Annotated in this window: 11 protein-coding genes and 1 tRNA gene; 2 read left to right on the top strand and 10 right to left on the bottom strand. The window is 61.0% G+C overall.

Features of this window, described 5'->3' with window-relative positions:
• Positions 1–105: 105 nt before the first annotated feature.
• Positions 106–187: transfer RNA gene (locus tag HMPREF2547_RS02645), tRNA-Tyr, on the bottom strand.
• Positions 188–367: 180 nt separating this feature from the next.
• Positions 368–1423: a polyprenyl synthetase family protein gene (locus tag HMPREF2547_RS02640; RefSeq protein ID WP_070566360.1), complete on the bottom strand. Its 1056-nt coding sequence runs from the start codon at positions 1421–1423 to the stop codon at positions 368–370.
• A gap of 118 nt (positions 1424–1541) precedes the next feature.
• Between HMPREF2547_RS02640 and HMPREF2547_RS02635 the strand changes: the two genes are divergently transcribed.
• A complete protein-coding gene (locus HMPREF2547_RS02635; RefSeq protein ID WP_168161652.1) occupies positions 1542–2894 on the top strand; it encodes a geranylgeranyl reductase family protein in 1353 nt (450 codons plus the stop codon).
• Between the two features lie 51 nt (positions 2895–2945).
• On the opposite strand, the gene HMPREF2547_RS02630 is transcribed toward HMPREF2547_RS02635, so the two are convergent.
• From HMPREF2547_RS02630 to HMPREF2547_RS02610, 5 genes are all read right to left on the bottom strand, one after another.
• Entirely contained in the window at positions 2946–3638 is a 693-nt protein-coding gene (locus HMPREF2547_RS02630; protein ID WP_049172335.1) for a demethylmenaquinone methyltransferase, read from the bottom strand.
• Positions 3639–3648: 10 nt separating this feature from the next.
• Positions 3649–4857 (bottom strand): glycosyltransferase family 4 protein, encoded by a 1209-nt coding sequence (locus tag HMPREF2547_RS02625; RefSeq protein ID WP_049172337.1) that lies wholly within the window; start codon positions 4855–4857, stop codon positions 3649–3651.
• A 4-nt stretch (positions 4858–4861) separates the two neighbouring features.
• Positions 4862–5353 (bottom strand): DUF3592 domain-containing protein, encoded by a 492-nt coding sequence (locus HMPREF2547_RS02620; protein ID WP_070601337.1) that lies wholly within the window; start codon positions 5351–5353, stop codon positions 4862–4864.
• 97 nt (positions 5354–5450) lie between these two features.
• Positions 5451–7175 (bottom strand): 2-succinyl-5-enolpyruvyl-6-hydroxy-3-cyclohexene-1-carboxylic-acid synthase, encoded by a 1725-nt coding sequence (gene menD / locus HMPREF2547_RS02615; RefSeq protein WP_168161653.1) that lies wholly within the window; start codon positions 7173–7175, stop codon positions 5451–5453.
• A gap of 191 nt (positions 7176–7366) precedes the next feature.
• On the bottom strand, positions 7367–8392 hold the full coding sequence (locus HMPREF2547_RS02610; RefSeq protein WP_070604640.1) for an o-succinylbenzoate synthase: 1026 nt from the start codon (positions 8390–8392) through the stop codon (positions 7367–7369).
• Between the two features lie 13 nt (positions 8393–8405).
• On the opposite strand from HMPREF2547_RS02610, the gene HMPREF2547_RS02605 reads away from it, so the two are divergent.
• Positions 8406–9386: a 1,4-dihydroxy-2-naphthoyl-CoA synthase gene (locus HMPREF2547_RS02605; protein WP_193388702.1), complete on the top strand. Its 981-nt coding sequence runs from the start codon at positions 8406–8408 to the stop codon at positions 9384–9386.
• A 109-nt stretch (positions 9387–9495) separates the two neighbouring features.
• Here HMPREF2547_RS02605 and HMPREF2547_RS02600 read toward each other — a convergent pair whose 3' ends face one another.
• From HMPREF2547_RS02600 to HMPREF2547_RS02590, 3 genes are all read right to left on the bottom strand, one after another.
• Positions 9496–10155 carry an ABC transporter ATP-binding protein gene (locus HMPREF2547_RS02600; RefSeq protein ID WP_246819601.1) on the bottom strand — a complete coding sequence of 220 codons (660 nt, stop codon included), beginning with the start codon at positions 10153–10155 and terminating at the stop codon, positions 9496–9498.
• Positions 10156–10334: 179 nt separating this feature from the next.
• A complete protein-coding gene (locus tag HMPREF2547_RS02595) occupies positions 10335–11384 on the bottom strand; it encodes a FecCD family ABC transporter permease (protein WP_070604648.1) in 1050 nt (349 codons plus the stop codon).
• A gap of 95 nt (positions 11385–11479) precedes the next feature.
• Positions 11480–12601, bottom strand: coding sequence for an ABC transporter substrate-binding protein (locus HMPREF2547_RS02590; protein WP_246819599.1), 1122 nt, complete (start codon positions 12599–12601; stop codon positions 11480–11482).
• Positions 12602–12700 lie beyond the last annotated feature (99 nt).

The following is a 12700-nucleotide window of genomic DNA, read 5'->3' as shown; positions in this document are numbered from 1 at the left end:
CCCGGAAAAGACACACTTTTCTTTACTTAACCCCCTACCCCGCATCCCCATCAACGGGCCCTACAAAAAAATCACCGCGAGAAAATTCTCGCGGTGATTTCACTGTGCCAGATGATGGATTCGAACCAACGAAGGCAATGCCGACGGATTTACAATCCGCTCCCTTTGGCCGCTCGGGCAATCTGGCGTGCACTCTTAAACGGTGCGAATGGAATGCTACCCACTACTCTGTCATTTACACAAATCGGCAGGTCGAGAGGATATTTCCCTACCTGGATTCACCCCTCAGCAGAACTCACCCCAGAGCAGAGCTCACCTCAGAGCAGTGCTCACCCCTAGGCCCATCTCGCCGATGGAGCTCAATCCACTACCCCACGCGCTCCACGGTGTAGCGAGCAACGTGACGCAGGGCCTCCTTGGCCGCACAGTCAGGAAGGTCAGCGATGACGCGGTCGGACTCATCCAGCAGTTCATTGACCTTCTCCATCGCGCGAGCCACACCGTTGGTCTGAGCCAGGAGCTCGAGGGCCTCGTCGACAAGCGCGTCGTCGGAGACTGGGCCGACGAGAATCTCACGGAGGCGGTCAGCGGCTGGGGTGTCCTCCTGCAGCGCGTAGAGAACCGGCAGCGTGAAGACGCCCTCGCGCAAGTCAGTGCCCGGAGTCTTGCCGGACTGATCGGTATTGGAGGAGATGTCGATGATGTCGTCGACAATCTGGAAAACGATACCGATTAGTTCGCCATAGCGGCGCAGCGCGTTGGAAATCTCGGCGGACGCACCGGCGTGATAGGCGCCGAGATAACCGGCCGATGCGATGAGCACACCGGTCTTTTCGGCAATGACCTTCAGGTAGCGCTCGATGCGCTCTTCAATCGGCAGGTCCAAGTCGTTGAGGCACTCGCGCATCTGACCTGTGACAAGAACACCGAAGGTCTCAGCGAAGTGAGCCACGCTCTCGGAGCCGAGCTCTGCCAGCAGGCGGGACGCAGCAGCGAAGAGGTAGTCACCGGCCAGAATGGCGACGGTGTTGTCCCAGCGCGAGTTTGCGGAGGGCACGCCGCGGCGCTTATCCGCTTCATCCATGACGTCGTCGTGGTAGAGCGTCGCCAGGTGCGTCAGCTCCAGCACCGTCGCGGCGGTGATGACCTTATCGCACTCCGGGTTCTCACCGAACTGCGCGGCCAGCATGGTAAACATCGGGCGGAAGCGCTTACCACCAGCGTGAGCTAGGTGGGAAACCCGCTCGACTAGGAAGTCCTCGCCGCGCCCCAGCTCGGTAATCAGGAGGTCCTCGCTCTTGCGCATTCCCTCGGTGATTGTTGCTTCCAGCGCCTCATCAACGAAGTGAGAACTAGTGGCGGTGTGCTCACCAGTGCCCTGAGCACTTCCGGAACTAAGCCCGGAGTAGTCTCCAGTACGCATTCGAGACCTGCCTAACTGACGATAAAAGATAAGAAACTGCTAAATAAACTACCTTACGAGCATAGTGGCTAGCAGACCAGTTCCCATATTTGTTTCAACGTCGTTATACGCTGGGGCAATGACCTCAAGCCCGATTTCGCGAGTTTCCCCCACGTTCGACGGCACCGTCGCTCTACCCAGCAGCACTGACGTGCTCATTGTTGGCGCAGGCCCCACCGGCTCCGCAGCCGCGATTCACGCCGCCCGCGCCGGTTTTTCGGTCACTGTGGTCGACTCCCAGCGCTTCCCGCGCGACAAAACTTGTGGCGACGGGCTCACTCCTCGCGCCATCGCTGAGCTACGTCGTCTAGGGCTTGACGACGAGCTCCTGCGCCGCAACCGCAACCGCGGACTCAAGCTGCACGGCTTCGGCGGCTCCATCACCGCACCTTGGCCAGATGATGCCTCGGGCACTTTCCCCGCTGTCGGATCCGCGATGTCGCGAGTTGAGCTCGACACTTTCTTGCTCAATGCCGCCGCTGATGCCGGTGCGCAGGTCTTTGATGGAGTCGCAGCGCGGAAGGTGGTTCTCGGAGCGCTGAACACTGGCGGCACGCGGGGTCATGGCGTGCGCGAGGTGGAGCTTTCCGACCGCGAGGGCAAGCCACACACCATCTCGGCCCGCTGGTTGCTCGTGGCCGATGGGGTCCGCAGTACCGTCGGCAAGCAGCTGGGGCGTGCGTGGCATCGAGACAGCGTCTTTGGCGTGGCCGCACGGTCGTATGTCAGCTTCGACAGCGCAGACGTAGCGGATGACTGGATTCACTCGCACCTGGAACTGCGCGACTCCGAAGGGCATACGCACCCGGGCTATGGCTGGATTTTCCCGCTGGGAGAAGGCCGGGCGAATGTGGGGTGTGGGGCGCTGGCGACATCGGCACGCCCGGCGCGCACGAACGTGAAGAAGTTGCTGCGTGAGTACCACGGACAGGTGCGCGATCAGTGGCAGATGAGCGAGCCGGAGCACGTGACGTCGGCGCTGCTGCCGATGGGCGGTGCCGTGTCGAATGTGGCGGGGCCGAACTGGGCGTTGCTCGGTGATGCTGCGTGCTTGGTCAACCCGCTCAACGGTGAGGGCATTGACTACGGCATGGAGTCGGCGCGGCTAGCGGTGGAGCTGATTAGTTCGATTGGTGCGGGCCGCGATGGGCTGACGCACTCCTGGCCCGCCCTACTTCGCGACCACTACGGCACCGGCTTCTCGCTGGCTCGCAAGTTGGCGCTGACGCTGACGTACCCGAGCTTCCTTCCCACGGTCGGCCCGCTGACCATCGGCGCCCCGTGGGGAAGCCAGCTCATGGGTGTTGCCGCACGCCTGATGGGAAACCTGGTCACGGAACACGACCGCGACGTAGTGGCGCGACTCTGGCGCGCTTCGGGGAGGACAGCGCTGGCCTCCGATAAGTGGTTCGGGCGCCAGCCCTGGCAGTAGGAATCGCTTTACGACGGACCCTGCGACCCAGCCCGACTGAGAGCTAGCGAGCTACTGCACGGGCTTGGTTGCCGAGTGCAGCGCTGCGATACCGAAGGTGAGATTCTGCCAACCGGCATCCTCCCAGCCAGAGGCATTGATGTCGCGGGCAAGCTGCGGCTGGTTTGGCCAGGCGCGAATCGACTCCGCCAAGTACACATAGGCCTCCGGGTTCGAGGAGACAACCTTGGCAATCTGCGGCAGTGCCCGCATCAGGTATTCCTTGTAGAAGGTGCTGAACACCGGCACCACAGGGGTGGAGAACTCACAGACTGTTAGCTGGCCTCCGGGCTTGGCCACGCGGGCTAGCTCAGCGAGGCCCGCCTTGTAGTCCACGATGTTGCGCAGACCGAAGCTGATGGTCACCGCGTCGAAGGTGTTGTCCGGGAATGGCAGCTTCATGCCGTCACCGCAGACCTTGGGAACATCGCGGTGTGCACCGGCCTTGAGCATGCCTCGGGAGAAATCACAGGCAACGACGTATGCGCCAGACTTTGCCAACTCCACTGATGAAACAGCCGTACCGGCGGCCAGGTCGAGGACTTTCTGGCCAGGCTGCAGGTTCAGGCGCTTTGCCGTGCGCACGCGCCAGTAGTGGTCAATGCCACCGGTGAGCACGGTATTAGTGATGTCGTAATTCTTCCCCACGCCGTCGAACATCGAGGCGACTTCGCTGGGATTTTTCGTTAAATCAGCCCTAGACACGATGTCCAGATTACGCGACCGACTTCTGACGCGTAGCAGCACCTGCATGGGAGGCATCAATCGCATCTGCTGCGACCTTGCTTGACGTCTCGGCCGCGGAAACCCCAGAAACCTCCTCGTAGTGGCGAACCAGGTCTGCACACAGTGCTTCCCAGGTGCGTTCGGTCACGGTGTCGCGGCAGCGGTTGCGCAGCTGCTTGCGTGCCAGCTCATCGTCGACGAGCAGTAGCTTGTCGACCGCCTCAGACAGATCGCGGGTGAAAGTCTTGGGTTCCAGCAGGTAGCCGTTGACGTCGTTGGTAATCAGGTCGCGCGGGCCGCCTGCGTTCGGAGCGATGGCCGGCACACCGGAGGCGTGGGCTTCCTGTACCGCCTGGCAGAAGGTTTCAAAGTCACCGGTGTGGACGAACACGTCCAGACTGGCGAATGCCGCTGCCAACTTATCGCCGGTGAGCTGTCCGGTAAAGACGGCATTCGGCATCTGCTTCTGCAGCTTCTGCAGCTCCGGGCCATTGCCGACAATGACCACCTGGATATCATCGCGGCCGTTCAGCGCTGCCAGCCGCTCCACAGACTTCTCCGCCGCGAGCCTGCCGACATAACCAACAATCGGCTTGCCCTCCGGGCTCCACTGCTTCCTGAGCTCTTCACTACGCTTTGTCGGAGTAAAGCGAACCGCATCAACACCGCGGCCCCAGCGGTAGACATCACGAATCTTGTGATCCTGCAGGTCCTCAATAGTCGGCGACGACGGCGCCAGCGTTCGGGCGCAGGAGTTGTGAATCACGCGCGTCCACAACCATGCGGCCGTGGAGAGCCCCGCCAACTTGTAGTTCTTGGCAAAACCCGCAACGTCCGTCTGATAGATGGCCACAGCCGGGATGCCCAGTGCCTTGGCAGTCAGCGCGCCCGCACCACCGAGCACAAATGGCGAAGCCAAGTGGACAACATCCGGCTTAAACTGCGTCAGCGCCGACGCTACCCGACGGTTCGGCACACCAATCGGTAGCGAATCAATCAACGGCACCATCACAGTGGGCACACGCTCAATGCGGTAGTCGCAGTAGAACTCTGCCTCTTCCTGCCAGTCCCGAGCACCCGGCGCAATCACCAGCGCCTCGTGTCCTTCACGGCGTAAGTGTTCCAACACCCGCAGCACGGAGTTTGTCACTCCATTGATGTTGGGCAAGAAGCTTTCAGCAATGATGGCAACGCGCATGGTGCTAGTTTTCCATCTCGTCGGAAAGCGAAAGTGACCCTCTGTTTACCTTTTGGGGATCTCTTTGTAAACGACGGGTTGCGCGCAACGACAACCACCACAACGGCGCGACGACGATAAACGCAACCGAAGCGATGCTGGTCGCCGGGAGAAGTGACAACGTCCATGTGCGTCCGGCGACGCGGACGACATTGGGATCAGTGCGGTCGTATTCGACGCGGACGCGTTGCCCCTCTTCCAGACCAACGGGATAGAGCAAACCGGTTGGTGGCGACTGAAAATCACCATTCTCGTCGACGAAATCAACCGTGGTGCGAAGGAGCTCGACCGAGCGCACATTGGCTACGGACTGCCCCATGTTCGACTCGATATTGCGGTCATTAATGAAGCAGCCAACCACCATGGCCAGACACGACAGCAGCAGGCAGATGATTACAAAAAGCAGTACCTGACGAAGGAGGCGCGGCCAATTGGCCAGGGCAGTTTTCCACTGCATGGCGGTCGCGACCTCCCTATTTTTCTGTCTCTGATTGTTTCCAGCTCTGATTGGATGCTGCCGGCCAGCTAGTGCTTGTTCAGCGAGCCTTGTCCAGCTAGTGCTTGTCCAGCACCCCAATCTCCGCATTGTATGCCAGCTTGTGATGCAACTGCCGACGCGTCGCACGCGTGGTCGCCACCTCAATGACGCGGATGCCATCGACGTCGGTATCCGGGTGCAACTGCGCGAGCAGATCTGGGAGGCGGTCAACGCGCACGTGCTCGACCCCGTAAGCCTGGCAGATGCCCTCAAAGTCCACGCCCTGCGGGGTGCCGAAGATGCGCTCAAAGCTTCCCCGCAGAACCGGGCTGCCCGCCTCCAGCGTCTCGAAAATACCGCCACCTGCATCATTGGCCACCACGATGGTGAGGTTTTCCGGCCTCGGCTCCAGCGGCCCAATTGCCAACGCTGCGGAGTCGTGCTGGAACGTCAGGTCCCCCATAAGTGCAATCGTCCGCGGCGGGCGGATCTCGTCGGCATGCTCGCGGTCGGACGCCAGCGCAATACCGATTGCCGTCGCCACCGTGCCGTCGATGCCCGCGGCACCTCGTCCCGCATACGTGTTCACACCGGGGAAAGGCAGGCCCGTGTACGACGCATCGCGCACCGGGTTCGACGCGCCCAGCACCACATTGTCACCCGTGCGCAGGCTGTCCGTCAGAGCCGCCGCCACATGAAATCCGGTCAGCGGTTCCTCCGCTTCAATCGACTCGGTAAGCGTCTCTCGCACGGACTTCACCGCCAACTCGCTGGCGGCCTCACAGATTTTCGTCCACTGCGGGTCCTGCTCCCCCACAGTCTGCACATGCCTAACGACGGCCCTTGCGTTCGCCGTCACATCCGGGAACTCCACCCCAAAACCGTGGTTTTCCGCTTCGGAGACAACGGTCAGCTCGATATCCGGATTGGCCAGCAGCTTAGAGATACCTCGGTGCAGCGTCGGCCTGCCGACCAGCACGATCTGCTCCGGCGGAATCTGCGCGAAAGTGCCCGCCGCGAGCGGGTGCACCGGGTGCGCCGGCGCATACGCATTCGGCTCAGCGATGGTTGGCAAATCCTCCAGCGCCGGCAGGTGCGGGGCATTCGAACCCGCAATCACGAGTGTGCGGCGGCTGATGTCAATTGTGGCTGTGCTAGCCGCGTTGGCCGGGCCGGTTGCGGTGGCGGCCACGCCGACGTTGTTGCTGTTGGTAGGCGCAATCGTGGTCCAGGGGCCGCCATCGGCGCGGCCCTCGGGGATGTCGGCGACGGAGTCGTCGTCAGGCACGAGCGGTTCGACAAAACGGACGTTAAGGTGGCCGGCGCCGGATGCCATGGCGGCGACAACGCGATCAATGCGAGCGCGGATCTGCGCGGCGGTGGCCTTCATGACCGGGGCGGTGCCGTCCAGATCGAACTCGACGACGGAGGCATCAGCGAACAGGCGGTCCTGGACGATGGTCTGGTTCGCGCCAGTGCCTCGATAATGCGCGGGGCGGTCGGCGGTCAGTGCCAGCAGCGGAATGCCCGACGCGGTGGCTTCCACCATGGCGGGCACGAGGTTCGCCACTGCTGTGCCGGACGTTGTAATTACCGGGGTCACCTTGCGGGTGCGCGAGGCCAGGCCGAGGGCGAGGAAGGCCGCGGAGCGTTCATCGATGCGCACGTGTAGGCGAACCTTCGCCGCGTCAGCGGCCTGGACCAGAGCGCGGGCGAGTGGGGCGGACCGGGAACCCGGGCACACCACGGCATCGACCATGCCGAGACGCAGCAGCTCATCGACGATGAGGCCCGCTACCACTGCGGATGGGGCTTGTGTGGACTGGACGGCGTGAGTGGTTTCGGCCGCGCCGGTGTCCGGGTCTTGAGGGGTGTCCTGGTTATTGTTCACACTCAATAGGCTACTTGCCGGAAGTTACTGACTAGGTTTATGTCAGTTTGGAAGCCGTTTTTCGGGCTCAAAGTGTCATAAACCTAGTCACTTTCTTGGCGTTATAGATGGGCATACGCCGCGCGGAGGCGGTCGAACCACCAATCGCGGCGGGGGCCCGGCGCGGCGAGCTCGGCCAGGCGGGAAGGGTCGGGCGCGGGGTTGGTGACGGGCAGTCGGCCATCGATAAGTGGCCGGGGCTCGATGACGTCCTCGATAAACAGCGAGGACGTGGCCAAACCCGCCGCGTTCGGCTCCGGCTGCAGCTCTGTGGCAGGCAGGGCCGCCGCCGTGAACAAACCGGCGGCCATGCCAACACCGGTGTCCAGGGCGCTGGCGACCGTCACCTTCATCGCGAGCTCCTCGGCCAACCGAAGCAAGCAGCGTGGTCCACCAAGCGGCGCGACCTTCATTACGCCCACGTCCGCCGCCTGTTCGCGCGCAACCAAATACGGATCCTCGGCCTTGCGAATCGACTCATCGGCAGCAATCGGACAAAACTCCCCCACTGCGTCGCGGACCGCGCGGAGCTCGGCGACAGTCGCAACGGGCTGCTCCATGTACTCCAGCGGCCCCAACTCATGAGCGGCGCGGATTGCCTGCTCCACCGACCAGCCACGGTTCGCATCGACCCGCACGACAGGTTCATAGCCATAAGCTTCGGCCACCGCGGTGCGGACGGCGGCTACGCGCTCGATGTCGTCGTTAAGCGATTGGCCGCTCTCTGCGACCTTGACCTTAAACGTGCGGCACCCGGGGTAGCGCGCCACGACCTCCGGCACCTGGTCGGGTGTGACGGCGGGGATGGTGGCGTTGACCTCGACAAACTCGCGCTTCGGGATGGGCAGGCCGACGTATGCGCATTCGATGGCCGAGCGCAGCCACGCGGCGGCCTCGGACGCCTCGTATTCCAGGAAGGGAGCGAACTCGCCCCAGGTGACGGGGCCGTCGATGAGGAGTGCCTCGCGGGTGGTGACGCCACGGAATTTCACTGCCATGGGCAGCGCGACGACGTGGGCGCGGTCGAGGATGTCGTCGATTGGCGGAAGCTGGATGTTGGGCGCAGCGGACACAGACATACCCCTCATGCTAGAGACCTTTATGCTGGGAGCCATGACTGATACCGCGAAGTACTCGACCGATAACCCCTTCCGCCCCGAGCAGTGGAAGACGGTTGATGGTTTTGAGGATTTGACCGACATCACCTACCACCGGCACGTCGGCGAGGGCCGCGAGAACGGCATTGTGCGTATTGCGTTTGATCGCCCGGAGGTTCGTAACGCATTCCGCCCGCATACCGTCGATGAGCTCTACCGCGCGCTCGACCACGCGCGTCGCACTCCCGATGTCGGCGTAGTGCTGCTGACCGGTAACGGCCCGAGCACTAAGGACGGTGGCTGGGCATTCTGTTCGGGTGGCGACCAGCGCATTCGTGGTCGTTCCGGCTACCAGTACGCAACGTCCCACGAGCATGACGACGCTACCGCGGACGCATCCACCATCGATACCGCGCGCGCCAAGGTCGAGGGAGGTCGCCTGCACATCCTGGAGGTGCAGCGCCTAATTCGCACTATGCCGAAGGTTGTCATTGCCGTGGTCAATGGCTGGGCCGCAGGTGGCGGACACTCCCTGCACGTCGTGTGTGACCTGACGCTGGCATCGCGCCAGGAGGCCCGCTTTAAGCAGACCGACGCTGACGTGGGATCTTTCGATGCCGGCTACGGCTCGGCTTACCTGGCGAAGCAGGTTGGTCAGAAGTTTGCCCGCGAGATTTTCTTCCTCGGCCGCTCCTACGACGCTGAGACCATGCACCGCATGGGAGCCGTCAACGAGGTCGCCGACCACGCTGACCTGGAAGATGTCGCGGTCGAGTGGGGTCGCATGATTAACGGTAAGTCCCCGACGGCGCAGCGCATGCTGAAGTTCGCCTTCAACCTGACCGACGACGGCCTGATGGGCCAGCAGGTCTTCGCTGGCGAGGCTACTCGCCTGGCGTACATGACCGACGAGGCCGTCGAGGGCAAGGAAGCGTTCCTGGAAAAGCGAGACCCGAACTGGGACGAGTTCCCGTTCTACTACTAGGGGCAGTTAGGGGGGGGCGCCGGCTGGGGCGCTCGTCGGGCCCTGCACTTTAGCGCTCATTCGTGGCTGTAGAACAGCCGAGAGCGTGCGCTACAGTCACGGGTCTGCGCTAGAGTGCCTCCGACGCTTCGACCGCCAGCCCGCCATTGCGGGTCGGGAGCACCGCACCTTCTACCTGATAAACCTCTCGCAGCATAGCTTCATTAATGACCTCTGCCGGAGGCCCTGCACTGCTGACCCGACCATCGGCTAGAACAACGACATGTTCGCAAAAGCGCGCCGCTTGCCCCAGGTCATGAAGTGTCATCACTACCGCGCAGGGCAATTCCCGCGCACACTTGCGTACCTGCCCGAGAAGCATCAATTGGTTACGCAGGTCGAGTGCGCTGGTGGCCTCGTCGAGAAGCAATACCCGAGGTCGTCGCACAACCGCCTGCGCAAAACTCACCAACTGCCGCTGTCCCCCAGACAACTCAGACATCAGCCGCGATGACAACGCAACCAACCCAAGTCGTTCAATGGTGGCCTGCACTTCTGCCCGCACTGTGGATCCGACACGCAGTGCAGAAAACCCAGAAAACGACTGTTGCCGGGCAAGCAGGACGCTTTCGTACACGGTCAATGAGCTCAGCGGCGGAGGGTCCTGTGGCAAATATAGAGATCTTTCAGCACGTACCTGCCCCGAGCAGTTTTCAAGGCCCGCCAAACACCTCAGCAGTGTCGATTTGCCAGCTCCGTTGGGACCGACCAACGCAGTCACGCTTCCCATCGGAAGAGGCCCAACGTCGACATTGTGCAGGACATGATGGCCGTCGTAAGCAAAAGACACTCCTCGCGCGCTAAGAGCGGACGATTCTGGAGGGGTTTCGCCGAGGGGTTTACCGTCAGATTTACTGGGGCTGTCGTGATGACCATGTACAGCGTCGTTCCCGACAAAGCGACTTGCCTTTAGCCAAGCCACATCTTCCTCCTCTGGCCAGCGATAATCGCGACAAATACGGGCACTCCTACAATTGCGGTAATAATGCCTACGGGAAGAATTACACCCGGTTGAATCACCTTCGACACTGCCGATGCCGCAACCAGAAGCAGCGCCCCTACCAAAGTCGAAGCAGTAAGAAAATAACGTTGATCTTCGCCTACCAGTAAGCGCGCAACGTGTGGGCCGACGAGACCGATAAATCCAATCGTACCGGCCATCGACACAGCGGTTGCCGCCATAAAGGACACCACGATAAGGGTCAGCGCACGCAGTCGATCAACGTCGACGCCAAGGGCTTTTGCGCGGTCATCTCCCATCCGGAATGCAGTCAGCGACCAGGCATTGAGGTAAAAGAAGAGTAGCCCCATCACGAATATCACCGCGAGCAACGCAATCTGCGTCCAGTTCGAGCGGGTGAGACTACCCATCGTCCAGAACACAACCTGTTCCAACTGCGTCTCCGAGGCCAGGTATTGCATCAGGGCCAGTAGAGCGTCGAAAAAGAATACAATCGCGATACCGAGAAGAATCATCCCCTCGACTCCTGGGCCACGAAATCGGGAAAAGAGCAGAATCGCAGCGCAGGCCAGCATCGCGAACACCCACGCAGTCCCGGCCATCCCCAGCACCGCACCGATTCCCTCAGAAGCGAAGCCGGTGACCACAGCCAGGGCAGCACCGAATCCGGCCGCCGCTGACACGCCCAGGGTGTACGGCTCGGCCAGGGGATTTCCCAGAATTGTCTGCATTTGTGAGCCCGCCACTGCCAGCGTCGCTCCGACGAGCACTGCAGTCACGGTCATCGGAAGCCGAATGTCGAAAACAATCTGGTGGTCAATGGGTCGCGCACCAACCGGATGGGTCAATGTATGCAAAACTTCGCTGGCAGGCATGCTACCGCCACCGAGTAGAAAGTCAGCAAGCGATGTCAAAGCCAACACCACAGTAATCAGAGCGATTATCACCCACTTCTTCCGTGCTGCGCGCTGATACCAGTGAAAGGTTGACTGCACCATTACTCTATCAGGGCTGTCTTCCTGCTCCCCGCGAACGGCGTCTCCGCTCCCCTGCGTTGTTGCCAGGTTTCCGTGCGAAACTTGCATGTTCGACATCACTCCAGCCCAGTCCAGAAGGTGCCCGAGGCCTCGATTGGCAGGAACTTATCGTGCAGGTCCTGTACCTCTCGTTCAGTGTCAATGTCGCCGAACAAGTCCGGGTGCATGGCCTTTGCAAACATCTCGACTGCCAGGAAGTTATATGGCGAATCGTAAAAATGATGCCATGCGACGAAAGTACGCTTACTTTTCACCGCGTCGACTTCACGCACAGCGGGCTGCTTACCGACGACATCGTGAAGGGCCTTTTGCGCCTCTTCCTTCGATTCCGAGTAACCCAGCGGTACGTAATTTCCTTCCTTGACCGGAGTCTTACCCTGATCCCAGTCTGCGCCTGTGGCAATGATGACTTCAGGATTCTTCCCGGCCAATGCCTCTGGCGATACCTGCCCTTGCTTCGCATCAATCATTTCGTCGCCAAGGTTTAGTCCACCGGCAGAATTGACAATCTGCGCCAGGTTGGACTTGGCGAAGGTTGAGCAGCAGTCAAAGTAACCGGGTGCTCGCCACAGGAATGTCGGTGTCGGTGCTGGTTTCTTCTCGGCAAGGCGGTCAGCGACCTTGTTGACCTTCTTCTCGTAGTAGTTGATAAAGTCTTCCGCCTGCTTTTCACGCCCCAGCAGTTGTCCCATCATTCGAATACTGGGCTCGGTGTTTTTCACTGGATCAATGAAGTAGTCGACAGTCACCGTCGGCACGCCTGCCTTTTCTAATCCATCAACGATTCCAGCATCTTTAGCCGCGTCGAAGACACCCGCATTTACTACGAAGACATCGGGTCGGGACTCCAGAGCCTGTTCCAGCGACATAGTGTTGTTGTAAATCTCGCCTGTGATCGGGATGTCCTTGATTTTGGGGAACTTCTCAACGTAGCGGTCGTAAGTGGCTTTGTCGTTTTCCTTCAGGTCCTCTGGCCAGGCAACGATCTTGTCAGTTGGATTGTCTGGGTTCAGAAGCGCCGTCGTGTAAAGCATCTTCTGCCCGCCCATCAGGATTCGCTCGACATTCTGCGGGACTTTAACTTCGCGTCCTAGCGCATCGACAACGGTACGCTTCTCACTGCTAGCGGATGCGTCTCCATTTCCATCTGAGCAAGCGGCGAGAAGGACGAGCGACATGCATAGGAGTACCGCGAAAAGCACCCTTGCGGGGAAGTCACGCAGTAGCACGCTTGGAGTAAGAGGAGAACTAACCTTCATTTTCTTCTTTCCGGAGCA

Origin of the sequence: Corynebacterium sp. HMSC055G02 (assembly GCF_001809065.1) — a bacterium.
Classification (GTDB): Bacteria; Actinomycetota; Actinomycetes; order Mycobacteriales; family Mycobacteriaceae; genus Corynebacterium; species Corynebacterium jeikeium_D.
Note: the sequence above shows the minus strand (reverse complement) of the source record. Positions and strands in the feature narration are given on the sequence as shown.